This window comes from Paeniglutamicibacter sp. ZC-3, assembly GCF_025847175.2.
Lineage (GTDB): Bacteria > Actinomycetota > Actinomycetes > Actinomycetales > Micrococcaceae > Paeniglutamicibacter > Paeniglutamicibacter sulfureus.
This window is the reverse complement of sequence record NZ_JAOYTG010000004.1, coordinates 147,736-166,200: the sequence shown is the minus strand read 5'-3', so window position 1 is coordinate 166,200 and position 18,465 is coordinate 147,736. Positions and strand designations below refer to the sequence as shown.

General features: G+C 65.7%; 19 protein-coding genes. 11 read left to right on the top strand and 8 right to left on the bottom strand.

Going from position 1 to position 18,465, the window contains the following annotated elements; genetic code table 11:
• Window positions 1-17: 17 nt before the first annotated feature.
• From OIU93_RS06870 to OIU93_RS06840, 7 genes are all read left to right on the top strand, one after another.
• Window positions 18-317 (top strand): helix-turn-helix transcriptional regulator, encoded by a 300-nt coding sequence (locus OIU93_RS06870; RefSeq protein WP_264269342.1) that lies wholly within the window; start codon window positions 18-20, stop codon window positions 315-317.
• A gap of 20 nt (window positions 318-337) precedes the next feature.
• The gene (locus tag OIU93_RS06865) at window positions 338-1,306 is read left to right on the top strand and encodes a TIGR03086 family metal-binding protein (RefSeq protein ID WP_264269341.1); all 969 of its coding nucleotides are present in this window, start codon (window positions 338-340) and stop codon (window positions 1,304-1,306) included.
• 27 nt (window positions 1,307-1,333) lie between these two features.
• Window positions 1,334-1,780, top strand: a complete 447-nt coding sequence (locus tag OIU93_RS06860) for an SRPBCC family protein (protein WP_264269340.1) — start codon at window positions 1,334-1,336, stop codon at window positions 1,778-1,780.
• A 127-nt stretch (window positions 1,781-1,907) separates the two neighbouring features.
• Entirely contained in the window at window positions 1,908-2,222 is a 315-nt protein-coding gene (locus tag OIU93_RS06855) for an antibiotic biosynthesis monooxygenase (RefSeq protein WP_264269339.1), read from the top strand.
• A 62-nt stretch (window positions 2,223-2,284) separates the two neighbouring features.
• Window positions 2,285-3,787 (top strand): SWIM zinc finger family protein, encoded by a 1,503-nt coding sequence (locus OIU93_RS06850; protein ID WP_264269338.1) that lies wholly within the window; start codon window positions 2,285-2,287, stop codon window positions 3,785-3,787.
• Window positions 3,784-6,315: a DUF6493 family protein gene (locus OIU93_RS06845; protein ID WP_264269337.1), complete on the top strand. Its 2,532-nt coding sequence runs from the start codon at window positions 3,784-3,786 to the stop codon at window positions 6,313-6,315. The genes OIU93_RS06850 and OIU93_RS06845 overlap by 4 nt, the downstream gene beginning before the upstream one ends.
• 97 nt (window positions 6,316-6,412) lie before the next feature.
• Window positions 6,413-7,225, top strand: coding sequence for an alpha/beta fold hydrolase (locus tag OIU93_RS06840; RefSeq protein ID WP_264269336.1), 813 nt, complete (start codon window positions 6,413-6,415; stop codon window positions 7,223-7,225).
• Window positions 7,226-7,336: 111 nt separating this feature from the next.
• On the opposite strand, the gene OIU93_RS06835 is transcribed toward OIU93_RS06840, so the two are convergent.
• A complete protein-coding gene (locus OIU93_RS06835) occupies window positions 7,337-8,746 on the bottom strand; it encodes a TrkH family potassium uptake protein (RefSeq protein ID WP_264269335.1) in 1,410 nt (469 codons plus the stop codon).
• Between the two features lie 87 nt (window positions 8,747-8,833).
• Here OIU93_RS06835 and OIU93_RS06830 point away from each other — a divergent pair, with 87 nt between their 5' ends.
• Together OIU93_RS06830 and OIU93_RS06825 are read left to right on the top strand one after the other, a co-directional pair.
• The gene (locus OIU93_RS06830; RefSeq protein ID WP_264269334.1) at window positions 8,834-10,306 is read left to right on the top strand and encodes a DUF4118 domain-containing protein; all 1,473 of its coding nucleotides are present in this window, start codon (window positions 8,834-8,836) and stop codon (window positions 10,304-10,306) included.
• The gene (locus OIU93_RS06825; protein ID WP_264269333.1) at window positions 10,303-10,977 is read left to right on the top strand and encodes a response regulator; all 675 of its coding nucleotides are present in this window, start codon (window positions 10,303-10,305) and stop codon (window positions 10,975-10,977) included. Before OIU93_RS06830 ends, OIU93_RS06825 begins: the two co-directional genes overlap by 4 nt.
• A gap of 398 nt (window positions 10,978-11,375) precedes the next feature.
• On the opposite strand, the gene OIU93_RS06820 is transcribed toward OIU93_RS06825, so the two are convergent.
• The 6 genes from OIU93_RS06820 to OIU93_RS06795 all read right to left on the bottom strand — a co-directional run bounded on the left by OIU93_RS06820 (window position 11,376) and on the right by OIU93_RS06795 (window position 14,910).
• On the bottom strand, window positions 11,376-11,789 hold the full coding sequence (locus OIU93_RS06820; protein WP_372342879.1) for a DUF6480 family protein: 414 nt from the start codon (window positions 11,787-11,789) through the stop codon (window positions 11,376-11,378).
• A gap of 40 nt (window positions 11,790-11,829) precedes the next feature.
• On the bottom strand, window positions 11,830-12,753 hold the full coding sequence (locus OIU93_RS06815; RefSeq protein ID WP_264269332.1) for an SDR family oxidoreductase: 924 nt from the start codon (window positions 12,751-12,753) through the stop codon (window positions 11,830-11,832).
• A gap of 175 nt (window positions 12,754-12,928) precedes the next feature.
• A complete protein-coding gene (locus tag OIU93_RS06810) occupies window positions 12,929-13,126 on the bottom strand; it encodes a hypothetical protein (protein WP_264269331.1) in 198 nt (65 codons plus the stop codon).
• Between the two features lie 30 nt (window positions 13,127-13,156).
• Window positions 13,157-13,414, bottom strand: a complete 258-nt coding sequence (locus OIU93_RS06805; RefSeq protein ID WP_264269330.1) for a DUF4235 domain-containing protein — start codon at window positions 13,412-13,414, stop codon at window positions 13,157-13,159.
• Between the two features lie 46 nt (window positions 13,415-13,460).
• Window positions 13,461-14,567 (bottom strand): hypothetical protein, encoded by a 1,107-nt coding sequence (locus tag OIU93_RS06800; protein ID WP_264269329.1) that lies wholly within the window; start codon window positions 14,565-14,567, stop codon window positions 13,461-13,463.
• Between the two features lie 4 nt (window positions 14,568-14,571).
• A complete protein-coding gene (locus OIU93_RS06795; RefSeq protein WP_264269328.1) occupies window positions 14,572-14,910 on the bottom strand; it encodes a hypothetical protein in 339 nt (112 codons plus the stop codon).
• Window positions 14,911-15,396: 486 nt separating this feature from the next.
• Here OIU93_RS06795 and OIU93_RS06790 point away from each other — a divergent pair, with 486 nt between their 5' ends.
• A complete protein-coding gene (locus OIU93_RS06790; protein ID WP_264269327.1) occupies window positions 15,397-16,509 on the top strand; it encodes a glycosyltransferase in 1,113 nt (370 codons plus the stop codon).
• Window positions 16,506-17,561 (top strand): glycosyltransferase, encoded by a 1,056-nt coding sequence (locus OIU93_RS06785; RefSeq protein WP_264269326.1) that lies wholly within the window; start codon window positions 16,506-16,508, stop codon window positions 17,559-17,561. Before OIU93_RS06790 ends, OIU93_RS06785 begins: the two co-directional genes overlap by 4 nt.
• Before the next feature lie 8 nt (window positions 17,562-17,569).
• On the opposite strand, the gene OIU93_RS06780 is transcribed toward OIU93_RS06785, so the two are convergent.
• A complete protein-coding gene (locus tag OIU93_RS06780; protein WP_264269325.1) occupies window positions 17,570-18,436 on the bottom strand; it encodes a glycosyltransferase family 2 protein in 867 nt (288 codons plus the stop codon).
• Window positions 18,437-18,465: the final 29 nt, after the last annotated feature.

Below are 18,465 nucleotides of genomic sequence, written 5' to 3'. Positions count from 1 at the left end.
GCGCTAACGTATCTTTTGTGCCTGACGTTCTGGAAACCGCTGCCGAGCCCACCAGGCGCGCCCTGCTCCACATCCTTGCCGACGGGGAACACACCGTCAGCAAACTGGCCGAGCACTTCCCCGTGACCCGCTCGGCCATCTCCCAACACCTGCTGTTGTTGGCAGAAGTTGGGCTGGTCACGGCCAGGAAAGACGGCCGAAACCGGTACTACCGGCTTGATCCCTCCGGGATGGCCACCTTGCGCCGGGCGCTGGAGTCCTTCTGGACTTCGGAGCTGGACCTGCTGGTCGCCGAGGCCACGGGCCCGAATTCATGAACACCCCAAGGAGAATCCCCATGTCCATCGAAAAATCCGTGTTCCTCCCGCTCGATCCCGAGGCCGCCTTCGAACTGGTGACCCGGCCGGAACGGCTGCGCCGCTGGCAAACCGTCGCCGCACGCATGGACCTGCGTGCCGGCGGCGAATACCGCTGGACCATCACCCCCGGGCATTCCGCTGTCGGCCAGGTCAAGGAGGTCGAGCCCGGCAAGCGCCTGGTCTTCGACTGGGGCTGGGAAGGCTCCGCGTCCGACACCTCGACGGTCACCATCACCCTGGAGCCGACCGAGGGCGGCACCCGGCTCACCCTGCTGCACGAGGGTCTGGCCACCGAGGAAGTCGCCGGGCACACCGAGGGCTGGAACCACTTCATGGACCGTCTGGTGCGCTTCGTGACCGACGGCGACGCCGGTGCCGACGACTGGGCAGCGGTCCCCGATCCGCTCAACGAGCTCACCAGCGCCGAGGCAACCCTTGCCATCGCCCAGCGCGTCCTGCACCAGCTCAAGCCGGCCGACAACGGCCTGCCCACCCCGTGCGAGAACTTCAGCGTCACCCAGCTGGTGGACCACCTGGTCGGTTCGGTCAGCGGCATCGGCAAGGCCCTGGGCCTGGAATTGCTCGATGACCCCTCCGCCTCGGCCGAGGCCCGAGTGGCCGACGCCGCCCAGTCGACGCTGGAGGCCTTCACCAAGCGCGGGCTCGAGGGCACCATCGACATGGGCTTCGCCGAACTGCCCGCAACCATGGTCGCGAACATCCTGAACCTCGAGTTCCTGGTCCACGCCTGGGACCTGGCCACGGCCACCGGAGCCGAACTGGACGTCGCCCCCGCACTCTCGGACTACGTCCTCTCACTGGCCCGCAACACCATCAGCCCGCAGATGCGCGGCGCCAGCTTTGCCCAGGAGACCCTGGTCGACGAATCCGCAGCCAGCCTCGAACGCCTCGTGGCCTTCACCGGCCGCGAAGTTTCCGCCCGCTGAGCGGGCCGGAACACCTCAGGAGCAGCAATGGTCGACGTCAAATGCGAGATCGTGATCCAGCGGCCGCGGGCGGCCGTTGCCGGGTTCGCGGCCGATCCCAACAATGCACCCACGTGGTACGCAAACATCGGTTCGGCCGTTCACCGCGGCGGCCCGCCGGTGGGTGTGGGCACGCTCGTGGATTTCGGTGCCCGCTTCCTGGGGCGCGAGCTGAAGTACACCTACGAGTTCGTCGAATGGGTGCCCGGCAGCAGGCTGGTCATGCGCACCGCCCAGGGCCCCTTCCCCATGCAAACCACCTACACGTGGAGCGACGAGGGTTCGGCAACCCGCATGGTGCTGGCCAACACCGGCGAGCCGGCAGGTTTTTCCAAGGTGGCCGGCTTCCTGATGGCCCCCATGATGCGCCGTGCCATGGGCAAGGACCTGAGGAAGCTCAAGGAGCTCCTCGAATCCGGAGCAGCGGACCGCTGACCCGCAGGTCGCTGCGCCCGCCCGGCTCCCCTGCCAGGGTGGTGGGCGCAGCGGCGTTGTGGCGCGGACACGCAGGTCCGCGACTCCGTTTCGCGTCGGGGCGCGCCACTGGTGCAGACTGGGAAACATGATCACCGAACACGCATTGTTGCCAGTCATCATCGGAATGGAAGAGGAATTCATGGCCGCCTTCGAACAGGCGCGCCCGCTCATCGCCGCCACCGACGGCTTCCTCGGCCTGCAGCTCTCACGCAGCATCGAGACCCCCAACCACTTCCTATTGCTGGTCTCCTGGGAGTCGGTCGAAGCCCACACCATTGGCTTCCGGGGTTCGGCGAACTACCTCGAATGGAAGCGCCTGCTGCATCGCTTCTACGAGCCGTTCCCGGTGGTCGAACATTTCGAGGCCATCGAACACCTATCGGCCGACCGTCTCGGTTAGCATGGGACCAATGAGCCCACGCGGCCTCCCGCAGGTGGCCATCGCGAGAAGGTGACCCGTCCATGAGCACACCCCTCACGAACCCGGAATTTCCCGGCCGGCAGTCGGTCGATCAGTGCTACCGGTATGGCCGGGTCTCGATCTTGGAAGACCAGGCGGGAACGGCCCGCATGCACCTGGCCACCAGCGGCGGGATGGACGCGAGCCGAACGCCGGTTGCCCATCCGTATTTCTACGCCGGGTTCCCCGCGAATCCCCTGGCCGTGGCCCAGGCCCTGCTCGTGGTGGCCAGGGTAGCCCGTACCCGGTTCTACGTGCCGCCCGGAATGCTTGCCGCCATCCTGCGCGCGGCGGATCCGGTTATCACCTCGACGCCCGCGGGATTGCGCTTCGAATCCTTCAGCGCCTGCTGCGGTGTCCACGCCCGGCTCGATATCCCGGCCGCGTCGCTGGACACCGAGTTCACGGCCAGCGGAGTGACGAACATCGACATCAACCCACCCCTGCGACAGGCTCTGGCCGGGCTGCGCCACGGCGAGCCCCTGCACCTTGCCATCGGGGAAGCCGACGTTCGGGTGCGCACCATGGATTCCGAGCGGACCGAGGAACGGGTCGAGCTGCCGAACCGCTGGCTCAGGGGCCTGTGCGAGGTCCAGGCCTCGGGCACCGCAATGAAACTGCGCCACGAGCTGGGGCCCGCGGAAGCCAAGCGCTTCATCGGGTCCCTGCCCCGCACCAGCTCCACCGGCACGGTGTTGTGGGCCGCCCGGGCCGCCCGATCTCTGCGCACGGCCTCGCGGCCCGCCCGGGGTGCCGTGTGCCTCGCCGGTCCCGAACGCCTGCTGGCCCTGGGTCCGTTGTTGCGTTTTGCCACGGGCCTGCGCGCCTACGGACCGGACATCGATGCCGACTCGCTTCCCGCGGCCAGCTGCTGGGTGCTGGACATGCCCGGCGCCCGCCTGAGCCTGACGCTCAGCCCCGGGAAGTCGCGCGGGTTTTCCGGCGAGGGCGGGGTGTTGCACCGGCTGTCCTCCGACTCGGCTCCCCGGAATGCACTGCTTCTCGATTCTGCCCTGGCCCTCGATTCCTCCATCGACATCCCGGATCTGGGCCGGCGAACAGGGCTCCGCATTCCTGCGGTGACGGACGCGCTCGCGGTGCTGGCAATCTCCGGGCAGGTCGGCTTCGACGTCGCCGAAGGATTCTACTTCCATCGCCCCCTGCCCCTGGACACCGCCTTCGCGACGGGACTGAACTCCCGCCTGGCCGACGCGCAACGGCTGGCTTCCCTCGGCGCGGTACGGCCCCTGTCGGCCGCGTGGGGCGAACCGCGCGGCGGGGCGGACGTCCGTGGGTTCACGGTGCATTCGGGTGGCAACGAGTACGTGGTGCGCCAGCGGGACGGCGGAACCGACAGTTGCAGCTGCCCCTGGTTTGCGACCCACCGCGACGGGCGCGGCCCCTGCAAGCACATCCTGGCCGCCCGCATCGCGCAGCCGGAGACCGGGTTTCCGCCAACGGGTGCATCCCGCACACCCCAGGTGCCAGACGGGCTGGAACCGTGAGCCGGCGGCCCTACCAGTGGTGGGAATTCGACCAGGACCTCGATACCCTGGTTGGGCGGCCGGGCACCGATCTGGCGTCCCTGAATGAGCAGCTGCTCAAGGTCACCGACCCCGCCGAGCCCGCGGCGTACGCCGAGAAAGACATCCGGGAGCTGTCCAGGAGATGGACGCAGCGCCGGGACTTTGTGTCCGTGCGGCTGGCCGAACTCTTCCACTGCGTGCAATTGGTGCACGACGACGACTACGTCCTGGCGGCCGTGGGCCACCTCGGCGGACGCTCCGACACCGGCGGGGTCCGGAAGTTCATGCTGAGGCACGACGACTACCTGCGCGAACAGGTTTTCTGGCGGTTCTTCGAAGTGGAGGGCGGCGGTGAGATCTCCCTGGCAAACGTCGACAAGTACAGCGACGAGAACCATACCTGGACGGATACCATCCTGGCGCTGGTTGCCGAGGGAACCCTCGAGCGATCTCGCGTGCTGCGCAGCTGCCTCGAGGCGTTGAACCGGGATTTCTCCGCCTACCGCGCCGGCTGGTTTTCCAGGCTGCATGACGCCCTGGCGCCCGACGCCGCCGAGGCCCGGAACAACCAGGGCGAGCTGCTCCGCCTGCTGGCCTCGAACAATTCCGCCACCACGGCACTGGCGGTGCGGCAGGCACAACTGTTGCACCGGGCGGGAACGCTTGATTCCGAGGGGTTCATCCGCCATGCCGCGCCCGCCCTGGCCGCCCCCAAGACCTCGGCGCTGAAGGTCCTGGCCATTCTTCGGTCCATGGCCGGCAACGCTGCAGGGATTGCCGGGACCGGGCTTTTTGCCGCCGCCCAAGCGGGGATGGACCACCCACACCACGACGTGCAGCGGGCGGCCACCGCCTTGCTGGCGGATTTCGGCCGGGATGACCTGCTGCGTGCCGGGTCGCCGGGTTTGTCGCCCGCCGTGTCCATCGAGTTCGCAGCACGCCTGCCCCGGGCCGCTTCCTCCGGATCCCCGGCTACCCTCGCCTCCCCGGCGGGAACGACCATTGCCGAGGTGCAGCGGCAACCGCCGTGGCCGCACCCCGTTCCGGTCCCCGACTGGGCCGAGTCCGAGATGCAGGAGCACCTGGCGATGCTCCTGGAAAATCCGGGCGACCCGGTTGCCTTCGAATTGGCGCTGTCCCGGCTGGCCTCCCGGGATGCATGCGAGCTGTTGCGCCCGCTGGCCCGGCGCGCGGCCAAACTCGGCGGGAACAACGAAAACGTGGTGGCGGAACTGATCTTTGCCGGTGCCGATCCGGACTTCAGGTTCAGGCCGCCGACGCGCGCGCGGCGCTCGGGGCAAGACCAGGAGTCGAAGGTTTCGTGGCCCGAAGACCGCTCGATCGTTCCGGTGCTGTACAAACGGGTGCGGGAAGTCATAGAGATCCTGCAGGAACGCGCGGAGCACCGGGTACTGCTGGCGACGCCCACCGCAACATGCGGCTGGATCGAGCCCGCCGCACTGGTGGCCCGTTTCCTGGCCAACGACGCGGCAGGCAGGGATCCCCTTCGTTTCGATACCCTGGCCGCATTGCTGCGCCTGGCACCAGAGAATCGTCCCGCCGCACTCGAACAACTGCAAAAGGCCGATGTCCGCCCCGCGGGCACGGAGGCCGGCAACGCCATTGCGTACGCATTGGGCGGCCCGCCGGCGGCAATCAACGACGCAGCCTGGTGGGTGGCCGCCGCACGGGCCCGCGCGCCCTTTGCCATTGACGGCCACCTGCTGGAGGCGGGACTGGCAGTTGCGGGACAGGGGCATCCCGCCACACTCTGCCTCCGCTGGAAATCCGAGACCTCAACGTTCAAGGATGGCGGGAAGCTGCGGAGCTACACCTGGTGGAAGGTCAAGGCCGACGCAGGTCCCCAAGGCCGGGCGTCGGCGGAGTTCCCCAGCATCATTCCGTCCGCCGCCGATGCCTTCCAGGTTGCTTCCGCACTGGAAATCCGCCAAAGCGCGATGGCATTCCCGCCCAGCACCCTCTCGCTGGCCGCCGCGTCCATCTCCTGGTTGAATCGCGCGATGGAGACGCCGGACCCCGAGGTGGAGGATGCTGTCCTGGCCGCACTGGAAGTGCATGCCGGACGGTGGGAGGGGCCGACCGCCGAACTCCTGGCCTTGGGCCTGGCCGCCCAGCGAGCCGAGGTCCGTATCCGTGCCTCCGAGCTGTTCGCGCTGGCGATTCCGGAGCGAATGGGAGCCGAACCGTTTGCCGCAGCCCTGGCGCACTGTGCCCGGGCATGCGTCCTTTCTCGCTGGGCCGCGTCGTTGGCAGATGCCGCCGGCATCTCCGGCTCCGCGGCCACCGCGACCCGGGAGGTGCTGGCCCATTTGCTGCCCCGCTTGGAACGTGCCCAGCATGGTGTCGGCAAGCTCCTGGGCGTGTATCTGGAGGAATGCATCCGTGCGCATGTCCCGCCGGAGTCCGCCGAACTGCGCGCCTGGCTGAAGGGTTTTTCGGGCACCTCTATCGCGGCACGGAACGCCAAAGGACTCCTGGCGCTGTAGCAGGTGCTCCACATGGAGCGGCGGGTGCCGGCCCCGCTCACCTCCGGAGCGTCGAAGCAACTCGCCAAGCCACCACTATTCTGGAAGGATCTGCCTCATGGAATCCACACACGAGCACCTTGTCGAAGGCACCGCCAACGCCCTGGGCCTGACCGTCTACGAGCCCGGCTCCTCCACGACGCTGCGACCGGTGGTCCTGCTGCACGGCTTTGCCTCCTCCAGCGTCCTGAACTGGGTGAAGTCCGGATGGATCCGCAGCCTCACCGAGGCCGGACGCAAGGTGCTGGCAGTGGACCTGCCCGGCCACGGCACCTCCCCGGCTCCCGAGGACCTGGACGCCTACACGCCCAGCCGGATGCGCGCGGACCTGCTGCAGCTACTGATGGACCACGGGGTCACCACGCTCTCGCCAAGCGACGCACTCAGCGGCGTCGATCTGGTCGGCTATTCCCTCGGCGCCCGCCTGGCATGGGAATTCGGCGGCACCCAGCCGCAACTGGTGAACCGGCTGGTGCTTGGCGGTCCGGCCAGCATCGACCCGCTGGCCTCCTTTGACCTGAACGCCGCCCAACTCTATTTGGCCGACGGCACCTCGATCGCCGACGAATCTACGGCGGACTTGCTGCGCATGGCCCAAACCGTGGAATCCAACGACATGTTCTCGCTCATGAGCATGATCCAGGCCATTAAGACCGAGCCCTTCTCCCCCGAACAAATGATTCCCACCATGCCCACGCTGCTGGTTGCCGGAGACGGCGACTCGCTGGCCACCACCATGCCGCGGCTCACCGAGTTGCTCGCCACCCGCGACACCGAGAAGTCGATCCTCTGGCTCACCGGCCGCGACCACGCCAACGCGGTGACCAGCCGCGAGTTCAAGAACGCTGCTGTCGCTTTCCTGGAGGCCTGATCCCCGCCGGTGCTGCACCACGGGTCCTCCACCGGGGCGCGCTGCCGCTGGCGCGGCTGCACCGGAGATGAGCCGGCGGGCTCCCCGGAAAGTCAGCCGCAGCCCGCTGGGTCAGCCGATGATGGGCCGCTCTTCCGGTAGCCGGAAGAGCCTGGGCCGGAGGGAGAGAGCCAGCGCGGTGCTCACGGTGACCGTGCCGATCCGGCCGAGGAACATCAGGACGATCAGTACCAATTGGGCATTCGTCGGCAGGCCCGCGGTGATACCGGCGCTCAGGCCGACGGTTCCGAAGGCAGAGGTCGCTTCGAACAGCGTCTTTTCCAGAGTGTGGTCCGTAAAAGTGAGCAGCAGGAGCGTTCCAATGATGACCGCGGCGACACCGAGCAGTGCGACGGTGAGGGCCTGGCGCTGCACCGAGGAAGAGATGCTGCGGTGGGCGATGTTCACCTGCCCGTTGCCGCGAACCTCGTTCCAGATGGAGTAGCCCAGCACGAGGAACGTGGCGATCTTGATGCCGCCGGCCGTGCCCGCGCTGCCGCCGCCGATGAACATCAGGATGTCGGTGATGAAAAGCGTTTCGGACGCGGCGGCGGCGTAGTCGATGCTATTGAAGCCGGCAGTTCGGGGGAACACCCCACCGGCCAGCGCAGCGAGCAACTTGCCTCCCGGGGTAAATCCGCCCAGGGTTTCCTGTCGGTTCCATTCGACGGCGGCAAACATGAGTGTTCCGAGGAACAGGAGAGCGATAGTGCCATAGATGGTCAGACGGGCGTGGACGGTCCACGACCCAAACCTGAATCCCTGCCGCCTGAGCTCGATGAGCACGGGGAACCCCAGGCCGCCGGAAATCAGGGCCAGACAGATCGGGATGATGATCCAAGGGTCCTGCGCGAAGCCGATGAGGTTGTCACTGTACAAGGCGAAGCCTGCGTTGTTAAAGGCCGAGACCGCATGGAAGACGCCGTGCCACAGGGCCTCGAGGGGATTCTCCTGGTAGGCGATCCAGTACCTGCCTGCGAGGAAGATGGCCGTGGCGCCCTCGAAGAGGAGCATGATCCGGGCCACCCGGAAAAGCACACCCCGCACGTCGCCCAGATTGAGGGTATGGGTTTCAGACTGTGCAACGAGTTGTCCGTGCAGGCCGATCTTCTTCCGAAGCATCAGTGCCAGGAGTGTTCCGAGCGACATGATGCCGAATCCGCCGGCCTGGATGAGTCCGAGGATGACGGTGTGCCCGAAGGGCGTCCAGAATGTTGGAGTGTCCACGGTGACCAGTCCCGTCACGCACACCGCCGAGACGGCGGTGAACAACGCCGGCATGAACCCTCCACCGGCGTCCTCGGTGCGTGCTGCGGGAAGCATCAGCAGGAGTGTGCCGATCGAAATCATGCAGAGGTAGGCGAGGGGAACAATGCGTACCGGGTGCAGCACCACCCGTTTCAGGAGTCCGACCCAGCGGGCCGGCGCCCAAGGGTTGCCCCGCTTCGGGACCGGTTTTTTCGAGGCACGCAACAACACCATTCGACGTTACCTCCGGCCGATGGACGCCGGGCGAGGTTTGGCGTAAGGGTCCCGTAAAGATTCGTGGCCGTCGGGCATAATGGGTGGATGATCCGCGGCAGAAGCATCGGGAAGGCGGGTCCCGCCGCCTCCGGGAAGGACCCGATGCGCACCTTGTCGGGTTATCTTCTAGCGCTTGTCCTGCCGGCGGCAATGACCTTCCTGCTCTCTCCGTTCGACGAGTTGAACCTGGCCACCCATGCCCTGGCACGGCTGTGCTCGGTGATAGTCGTGGCTTTTCTCGGAGGCCTGGGGCCGGCGGTGCTTGCGGCGGTGCTGGACGCCTTGTTCCTGAACTATTTCGTGACCCATCCGGTGGGAACCTTGACTGTCAACGACCCCCAGGACTTTTTCGTCTTGTTGGTCTATCTGGGGGTCGGGATTACCGTGGCCCTGGTCGTGGGGCTCTCCGCCCGCCGGTCCCGGGCAGCAGCCCTCTCCAGCGCAGAGGCAGCCACGCTGAGCGAGTTGGCCCGCACCTCCCTGGCGGGCGACCAAAGTTCGGAGGAGTTCCTCGACCAGTTGCGCGGGCAGTTCCAGCTCAACGGGGTCAGCGTCTTCGAAGGCGTTGATGACGGCTTGTGGCGACTGCGTGCCTCGGCCGGTCCGGACGCGCCGCAGTGTCCGGACGCCGCCACCACCCTTGACCGACCTCGTCCCGGGTTGGCAGTCGGGCTGAACCAATCGGCGCCGACCGGCGGTGATCGGCGCCTGCTAAACGCCTATGAGGCACATCTTGCGGCGTTGTTGGAGCGTGAGCGGCTCATCCTTCGGCTACGCGATTCGATCAAGCTCATCGAAGGAAACCGGGTCAAGACCTCGATCCTGCGGGCCGTTTCCCATGACCTGCGAACCCCTCTGGCCGGTATCGAACTCGCCCTGACCGCGCTGCGCCGTCAGCGGTCCAAGACCAGCGTGGAGCAGCAGGAAGAGATGCTGGACGCGGTTCAGAGCTTCACCGACCGCCTCAAGGGGCTCGTGGGGAACCTATTGGACATGTCGCGGCTTTCCAGCGACAGCGTCCAGGTGCTGCACGAACCCGTCACGTGGCTCGAAGTTGTTCCCGAAGCGCTTGCCGGGGTGCCGGACGGGGCCGTGCGTGCGGAACTGGCCCCCAACTTGCCACCGGTGGACGCGGATCGCGGGTTGCTTGAGCGGGCATTGGCCAACCTCGTGGAAAACGCCGTGAAGTACGCGTCCGGGACCGATATTGTGGTGCGCGCCACGGCCGGCGGCAGTCTGCATGTCTGGCCTGACGGCCGTCCCTTTGGTGAACTGCGCGTCGTGGACCATGGTGACGGCGTGCCCGCGGACCAGGTCGTGGCAATGTTCCAGCCTTTTCAGCGACTCGACGACGCGTCCCCCGATGCAGGCATCGGCCTTGGACTGGCGGTGGCCAAGGGCTTTATCGAGGCCATGGAGGGTCAACTCGTGGCCGAGCCAACGCCCGGGGGCGGCCTCACCATGTCCATCAGGCTGCCGCTTTACACCGGCCTGGCATCGTTCAAGGACGACGAATGAAAAATGTCCTGCTGGTAGACGATGAACCCCAGCTCGTCCGCGCCCTGCAGATCAATCTTGAGGCCGAAGGCTATGCCGTCACGACTGCACCCGACGGCGCCAAAGCGCTACGGGCAGCTGCTTCCCAGCCCCCGGACGTACTCGTGCTCGACCTCGGGCTGCCGGACATGGACGGCACCGAGGTCATCCGCAGGCTGCGCGCCTGGACGGAACTGCCCATTATCGTACTCTCGGCCCGCCATGGCTCCTCGGACAAAGTCGAAGCCCTCGATGCCGGGGCCGATGACTACGTCACCAAGCCTTTCGGCCTGGATGAGCTCTTGGCCAGGCTCCGCGCCGTCGAGCGGCGTTCCTGGCCCGTCCGTGAGGCCGGGACGGTGGAAGCGGGCGATCTGGAGATCGACTTGATGGCTGCGACCGTCTCCCGTGCAGGTCACCGAATCCGTCTCACTCCGCGTGAATGGGGCGTGCTGCAATTACTCGTCGAAAACCGGGGAAGGCTGGTGTCCCAGCAACAGATCCTCAGCGAGGTCTGGGGGCCGCTCTACGAAAAGGAAACCCACTACCTGCGCATCTACGTGGGACAGCTCAGACGGAAACTCGAGGAAGATCCTGCAAACCCCCGGCATCTCCTGACAGCACCAGGTATGGGCTACCGATTCGAAACATAGCTTCTCATGCGCCGTATGCTCCCGCGGAGTTGACGGCACCAATCTGTGGGAGTGACCTGCGGAAACAGGAAACGGGCCAGGACAACGCCTCCCCCGGCGACTCCGCCACCGGGGGTGCTCCAGTCCACCCGTTCGACGCCTTAGGTCCCCTGTTGCGCCTCCGAAAGCCGCGCACCCGGCAGCAGCCTGCCAGTGCCAGGCCACCGGCCAATTCTTGTGTGCCCGGCACACAAGAATTGGCCGGCTCATATTTCGCGGGCACGGACCTTGGGACACTTCACCATGATGGCAAGATCCAATTCGCTTCCCTGCACGAATTTGTCCTCGACCGGAGCCCGGGCTCCGTTCGAGGACAAATCAACGTCCAAAGGGCACGCGCTGTTGCGCGCATTGCGAGGCTACTCTTCGTGCCCCTGGTCCTGGCTCATCGCTCCCTCACCCGGGGGCGTCTCGCCAGGAGGGACTCCGCCTCCTGGTTCCAGGCCTGTGATTTTTTGCTTGACCGGATCGGGATTGGATGTGGCCCCGGGTTCAACGGTTTCAGACACGGCTGAGTCGTCTGGCTCCGGCGCCGGTTCGTTCTTTGGGTCGAAGGCTGGTTTGTTGCCCATCGCGGTATTTTCCTGTCTTTCGATGTCGATTTCGGCCTCTGTGGGTCGGGCCGTTGCCTTTCCGGCGTGAGCGTCGGGCTCATCGGGGATATCGGACCATTCGGGATCGTCCGGCTGAAGGTTCAACGGATCAGCTTCGACTTCGCTCCCGTGCTTTTCGGCTTCTGGCTCCCCTCCCGCGGGAAGGCCGTGTTTATCCATCGTGCACTCTCCTCTTGGTTTGCCCGCCCGGAGAACGGGCTCAGGGAGTCGACTTGCCGCCGTTGACGTTCAGCGTTTCCCCGACCACGTAGCTGGATTCGGCAGACGCCAGGAAGACGTAGGCCGGGGCCAGCTCGACGGGTTGCCCCGCCCGGCCGAGCGGTACGTTGTGACCGAACTTCGGCAAGGCATCCTTCGGCTGGCCGTCGGAGACCTGCAACGGCGTCCAAATGGGACCAGGGGCCACGGCGTTCACGCGGATGCCGCGAGGTGCCAGTTGCACTGCCAGCCCCTTGGTGAACGCGTTGATCGCCGCCTTCGTCGAGGCGTAGTCCAACAGCGTGGGTGACGGGTCGTAGGCCTGGACCGAGGTCGTGTTGATGATACTTGCACCGGCCGGGAGGTGCTTGAGGGCTGCGCGGGTGACGGTGAACATGGCCAGGATATTGACTTGGAAAGTCTGCATGACCTGCTCGTCGTCCAGGTCTTCAAGGTTCTCGATGGCAATTTGCTTGCCTGCATTGTTCACCAGAATGTCCAATCCGCCCAGTTTCTCAGCAGCCTCGTCGGCTAGCGAGTTGCGATATTGGGCATCGAGCAGGTCCCCGGCAAGTCCAATGCCAATCCTTCCTTCCGCCTCGATCACCGCGATGATCTTGCGCGCGTCTTCGGCTTCGGCCGGCAGGTAGGCAATGGCGACATCCGCACCTTCCCTGGCGAAGGCGATGGCCACTGCCGCACCGATACCGGAGTCCCCGCCCGTGACCAGTGCCTTGCGACCCTTGAGCCTCCCGGTTCCGACGTAGGACTCCTCACCGTGGTCCGCCAACGGTTCCAGCTTTGCATCAAGGCCGGGTTCGGGTTGGTCCTGTTTGGGCGGTGAGATCCGGGGGTGCCGTTCCACCGGGTTGTCCAGAGAAAGCTGGGCCTCGGAATCGGGAATATTGGGTTCACGCTCATCCATGGGAAATCCTCCTGTCGTCGTGGACTTTGATGCTCGTACGGTTCACGCTAGGGCAAACCCCCTGGGGGTTCAATGAATGCGCACACGCTTGGCCATGGCAGGGCGATGGTCCTCGTGGAGGCAGGCCCGGCTTCCGGCCACCATGTACGCAGGGGCGTTCGTTTCGGTCGATTCCCTACTCTTTGTCGGAACCGGAGGCTTCCTCCTGCGTCTCGGAGGAAGCCTCCGACGCGCCCAGATCCTGGTTGATCCCCGGTTGGATCTCTTCTTCCGTCGAAGGCCGATCAACTTCACCGGCGTCGGGCATTTCGTCCTCGTCCGATTCCTGCGGCTGCCCGGTCACGTCGTGCCGATCATTTTCGTGTCGTTCCATGGTCGATCTCCTTGTCTCTTTTTGCGTGGTCTAGAGGGTGCGCTTTTTTTCCACGAGTTTCTGGGTCCAGCGTTTGGTGACGGCCTGGATGATTGATGCGCTGGCGCCGGAGAAGACAGCGAAGGCGAGTACCTTGCCGATCTTTGCCCGTTGCTGGGCCTCGGGGTTGGTGACGTTCGGCGGCTGCTCGCCGGTGGCCCCTTTCCAGATGGCGCCGGAGATCTTTGCCGCGACCAGTCCGGCAATGATCGAGATGCCGATTGCCAGGGCCTTGGTGACCAGTTTCATTTTTTCTCCTTCGTTGTCTGCTTCTGTTTGGCCTCGTTCGGCCTCGTCAGTTCTCGCTGTCCGTGGCCTTGTCCAAGGTGATTTGCCGGCGCTCGTACTCGCGCTGGCTGAAGGTCGCCTTCCGCACGGATTCCTCGTTGTCCAAGCTCGATCCGACGGCTCCGGCAATGGTGCCCAGGGATGCCGAAAGCCACGACAAATTCAGGTACTCCCCGAACCCCACCTCATGGCCCAATTCCATGGCCAGGAAGCGGGCATCGATGATGATCAGCGCGCCGGTGAGGATGATGGCAAACAAGACCAGGTACATCAGGAGAATCGCCGAGGCAATGGTCATCAATGTCGCCAGGTTGTAAATGACACGCTTCTCACGGTGGCGATTCCCGACGGGTCGTTCCCAGAGCCTGTTGTGCAACACCAGCCACGAACCCATCACCACAACGGAAAGCAGGCTGATGATGGCAAGGCGCTGGGGTGGGAGGTAGTCCGCCATGGTCCAGATGTTGGTGTAGAAAACGCCAAATGCACCCGTAGCCAAGGCCGCGGCCATCGCCGAGGAAAGGCTGGGCACCAGCCTCCACGGTCGGTTGCTGCGCACCATGCCGATGAGCAGCAGCAACCTGCCCATTATGCCCTTGACGGTTTCGAAGGCATCGTCGTCCGTCTTGGCGGCCTCGATCCTACGCTCAAGGGAAAAGGGGTCCACGGCCGGCAATACCCGCCCGTCGTCCCGCAAGTAGGGATCCCCGACCCCATGCAGGGCCGCCAGTGCTTGGACCACGGCACGCTGCAGTCGTTTCTTTCGGACTATCCCCAATGCGGGCAAGACCACAATGGCGGATCCGGAGCCGGCGTTGACGCTGGATGTCAGGGGTTCGCCCCTTTCATACTGTGGCAAGTCCGTCAGGTACACCAAGTAGTCCCAACCGCCCGCTTCGCGCAATTGGCGCGAGTGGGCATTGAGTTCAACCTCGCCGTTACCGGCCAAGGGAAGCGAGAATTCGGCGACTTCCACCTCCCAGCCCGCACCGTTGTCCAGGTCCGATACCAACTGCGCGGGCAGCGAGTCCTTCAGCGACACGGCCAGGGACAGCGGCATTCCGGTGTCAGCTATCAGGCCGACGATGGTCTTGCGGGCCGACTGCGTGGACATCGGGCTACCCTGCGTCGAAGCGGTCTTCGTCCCCCGACGACGCGTCGGATCCGGAGCCGTCCGCTTCTAGGTCACCGGCGTCCGGCTGGGCCGCGCGGGTTCCGTCCTGTCCTTCGGAGGACACGTCACGGGCTGCGGTGTCTCCGGTCCCCGGCTGGACATCGTCAGCTCCCAGCAATTGCTCGGCCAGGTAGTCGGGGTCCTGAAACGGGTCGACGGTGCCGGGGTCTTCGGGCCCGTCGAGGGAGTCCAACTCGGACAACCCATCGGTGCCTAGACCCGAGGCGTCCTCGGGGTATTCGTCCTCGGGCCCGGAGCCTGGATTCCGTGGTGTCGTTGACATGTGGTGCCTCCTTCGTAGCTTCGGGATTTCACGTGCCTGGTGGCGATGTGGGCGACTTACGTTCCGGACCGGAGGTCCGTTCCGACCGATTTCCCCCGGCCATGTGCCCGCAGCTTCCAACCCAACGTCGCGTTCCCCACGCTACTGTCCTTGTGGGGCCGTGCCAAGGAATCTGCACGTACTGCCATGGTGACAAGGGTCCTTCCCGCTTCGACTGTCGCCCTGGGGTTGGGTTGCCTCCAAGCGATTCGAATGGTTGGCACGTGGCCAAGCGCGCAGTCCTGCTGCCAAGTCACCGTCCGATACGAACCGCCGGGCCACCCACGACGCGTCCGTGGTCTCCTCCGACGGGTTGCGAAAAGCTATCCGAGTCCCGACTCGTGACCATATCCTGACGGAACACCACGATTCCACGATGCCCTGTGTGGACGTGATCCACCGGCCGGTGCCTCAACGAAGGAGACAGCTTTCAATGCGGATGCGTAAATGATTCTCGATACCCGCCCAGCAGGCGACCCTTTGCGGATCGCAGTCCTGGCGCACCTGCACCATGCGATCGTCCCGCCCTTTGCCGGCGGCATGGAATCGCACACCGCACACCTGGTTGGGGGCCTCACCGACCGAGGCCACCAGGTCACGCTCTTTGCCAAGACGGGCAGCGAGGCAACCTGCCGTGTCGAATCCGTGCTGGCTCGCTCCTACATCGTGGAGGGCTATCCTGAAAGCGACGGGCGAAACCGGCAACACCTGATGCTGGACGGCGCCATGGCGCAGGCCACCGGACAGATCCGTGCGGGACGCTTCGACGTCGTCCTGAACAATTCGCTCAGTCCCATACCCCACAGGGAACTGGCCGCAATACCGACCTTGCATGTCCTGCATACCCCGGTCTTGCCGAGACTGGCAGGAATCTTTGGCACCCCGGGGTGGACACCGGACCCGATGCACCGCCACGTCACTGTCTCACACGCGAACGCCCGGGCGTGGCGCCGGTGGCTGCCGGAGATCGACGTGGTCCACAACGGCATCGCCTTGGAGACCTGGCACTCCGACGCGGAGTCGATTCCGGGCACCGCGGCCTGGACCGGGCGCATCACCCCGGAAAAGGGAACCCATCTGGCCATAGCGGCCGCCCGGGCAGCCAACATGAAGCTGAGGATCGCAGGGCCGGTGCAGGACCGGGACTACTTCACCGCCTTGATTGAACCGGAACTGGATGCGGACATCACCTACCTCGGGCACCTTGACCAACGGGACCTGAGCACCATGGTTGCCACGGCCCAGGTGTTCATCTCCTCGCCTTTGTGGGAAGAACCCTTTGGGCTCACCACCCTGGAGGCGATCGCATGCGGCACCCCGGTGGCAGCGCTGCCCTCCGGGGCGATGGCCGAAATCATCACCGCAGACTCCGGGGTCTTGGCCACGGGCCATGACGCCGAGGCGCTTGCAAGGGCTGTCATCCTGGCCAAGGACCTGGAGCGGACGAAGGTGCGGGACAGCGCCCGCACCTTCTCGCTGGATTCCATGATCGATGCCTATGAAGGGCATTTGCGTTCGGTTGCACCCGTGCCGCACCGCGCTTTGGGACGGTATTCGTGAACTACAGGGTCTCCTACTACGCCCACCACCACGGCACCGGACATTTGCGCCATGCACAGCGGCTGGCGGAGCTGGAGGGAGTGGATTTGCAGGTGGCCAGCACCGGGGAACGCCGCCGCGACCTGCTCTTCGGTGAACTGGACTACGTCGCCTTGCCGGCCGACGCCGGGCCCCTGCAACACCCCGGCAAGATGCGGGCCGGAGACCCGCTGCACTATGCCCCGGTCGGCCCTGGCATCCAAGAGCGCTTTGCCATGCTGAACCGGGCGTGGGCACGGTTTGTCCCGGATGTTGTCATGGTCGATGTATCCGTGGAGGTGGCATTGTTTGCCCGCCTCAGCGGCTATCCCGTCGCCTTCCGCCGCATGCCCGGGGAGCGCCGGGACCGGGCACACGAACTGGCCTACGAGGTCGCCGATGCCATCTTCGGCTATTTTCCCGCAACACTCGAGGATCCCTCCCATCTGGCGGCGTTCGGCAACAAGAGCCACTATCTGGGTGTGCCCGGGTCCCTGCCTGCGCCGAGCGACCCCCCTGCAGCGCCATCGGGCCGCCGTCGAGTGCTGGTGCAGACCTCACTTGCCTCCGCGATTCCGGCACGGCGGTTGGCCGCGGCGGCCGCGGCCTCACCCGAATGGCTATGGGAGGTCGCCGGGGCGGTGGAAGAGGACGGGACGAGGCTGCCGGAAAACCTGCTGCTGCACGGCGTGGTGCCCGACCCCGGCCGCGCGATGGCCGCGGCCGACCTCGTCATCAGCTCAGCGGGCCACAACGCCGTTGCAGCAGCTGCTGCCTCTGGGCGACCGGTCATGCTGGTCCCGGAGGAAAGGCCTCATGACGAGCAACTCCACTTTGCCCGAGCCCTCGAAGGCGTCGCGGGAATCCCGATGCTTGGATCGTGGGAGGAACCCGCAGACTGGCCGTCCCTGCTGGAACGCGCCGTCGGCACGACCCAAGGTGCCCTGGCCGATGCCCTGTTTGTCAGCCCAGCAAGCTTCGCCGACGCATTGGAGGCGATGCTTGCCGCCTGCCTGAAAGCGGCAGTGGCATGAACCGCGCCTTAGTAGGGGTCGTTGCTGCGGGTCGCCTCAACTTCAGCCGCTCCGGGCTTTCTCATCACATCGATCCGGCTCCCTTCCGGATCCCACCGAATCAGCCCCATTTCTGCGAATGCGCCCAACCAGCCTTCCATGGGCCAGGTTCCCCAGCGCCCGTGGAAGTTCCGGGCGTTGGCAATGATGGCCTCGAAGTGGTTCAGCGGCGGCTTGTGGACGCCGTGGTGCTGGTGGAACAGCGGCTCGGCCACAAAGCACATGGGGATTTCCTGCTTGCGCGCCCTGAAGGCGAAATCGGTGTCCTCGGCACCATAGCCGGTAAAGCCCTCGTCGAATCCGCCCATGCGAAAGAAGATCCCGGCCTTGATCGCGAACCCGAGCGACCAGAACATTTCGTGGCGGGAGCGCTCCCCGCCCCCTGCCAGGTTCGCCCGGGCATGGTGGGGGACGGAGGCGCCAAGCAACGCGGCATCATCAATTCCGAAGCCCGCCTGAAGCGGGGCCGGAAGGTACCGGGGCTCAGCCATGGCCAGCACCGGTTCCCCCTCAATGGCGTCCAGGAGTGCGGTGAACAGCGTGTCCGAAGGAATGCAGTCCACGTCCAGGAACACCAGATTCGGGCTGTCCGCCGCGCTTGCGGCAGTGTTGCGGGCCCGGGCCAGCGGCAGGCCGGATTCGCCGGGATGCGAGGTGACATGGTGGATCCGCAGCGGCACGGTGCAGGAAACGGGCTCCGGGTCCGGCTCATTCATGTAGACGAGCACCACTTCGCAGGGAAGCTCGGCCGAGCGCTCCACACCTGCCAGCAGGTTGCGCAGGTGTCCGGCCCGCCCGTGGGCGATCACCAGTACCGAAAAATTTCGTGCCTCCACGCTGCCTCCTTGATTGCCGGCCATCGCGC

Excerpts from the sequence above, each read along its gene's own strand:
- OIU93_RS06865 (WP_264269341.1), top strand. The coding sequence starts at position 338 with ATGTCCATCGAAAAATCCGTGTTCCTCCCGCTCGATCCCGAGGCCGCC.
- OIU93_RS06860 (WP_264269340.1), top strand. The coding sequence starts at position 1,334 with ATGGTCGACGTCAAATGCGAGATCGTGATCCAGCGGCCGCGGGCGGCC.
- OIU93_RS06855 (WP_264269339.1), top strand. The coding sequence starts at position 1,908 with ATGATCACCGAACACGCATTGTTGCCAGTCATCATCGGAATGGAAGAG.
- OIU93_RS06850 (WP_264269338.1), top strand. The coding sequence starts at position 2,285 with ATGAGCACACCCCTCACGAACCCGGAATTTCCCGGCCGGCAGTCGGTC.
- OIU93_RS06840 (WP_264269336.1), top strand. The coding sequence starts at position 6,413 with ATGGAATCCACACACGAGCACCTTGTCGAAGGCACCGCCAACGCCCTG.
- OIU93_RS06835 (WP_264269335.1), bottom strand. The coding sequence starts at position 8,746 with ATGGTGTTGTTGCGTGCCTCGAAAAAACCGGTCCCGAAGCGGGGCAAC.
- OIU93_RS06830 (WP_264269334.1), top strand. The coding sequence starts at position 8,834 with ATGATCCGCGGCAGAAGCATCGGGAAGGCGGGTCCCGCCGCCTCCGGG.
- OIU93_RS06825 (WP_264269333.1), top strand. The coding sequence starts at position 10,303 with ATGAAAAATGTCCTGCTGGTAGACGATGAACCCCAGCTCGTCCGCGCC.
- OIU93_RS06820 (WP_372342879.1), bottom strand. The coding sequence starts at position 11,789 with ATGGATAAACACGGCCTTCCCGCGGGAGGGGAGCCAGAAGCCGAAAAG.
- OIU93_RS06815 (WP_264269332.1), bottom strand. The coding sequence starts at position 12,753 with ATGGATGAGCGTGAACCCAATATTCCCGATTCCGAGGCCCAGCTTTCT.
- OIU93_RS06810 (WP_264269331.1), bottom strand. The coding sequence starts at position 13,126 with ATGGAACGACACGAAAATGATCGGCACGACGTGACCGGGCAGCCGCAG.
- OIU93_RS06805 (WP_264269330.1), bottom strand. The coding sequence starts at position 13,414 with ATGAAACTGGTCACCAAGGCCCTGGCAATCGGCATCTCGATCATTGCC.
- OIU93_RS06800 (WP_264269329.1), bottom strand. The coding sequence starts at position 14,567 with ATGTCCACGCAGTCGGCCCGCAAGACCATCGTCGGCCTGATAGCTGAC.
- OIU93_RS06795 (WP_264269328.1), bottom strand. The coding sequence starts at position 14,910 with ATGTCAACGACACCACGGAATCCAGGCTCCGGGCCCGAGGACGAATAC.
- OIU93_RS06790 (WP_264269327.1), top strand. The coding sequence starts at position 15,397 with ATGATTCTCGATACCCGCCCAGCAGGCGACCCTTTGCGGATCGCAGTC.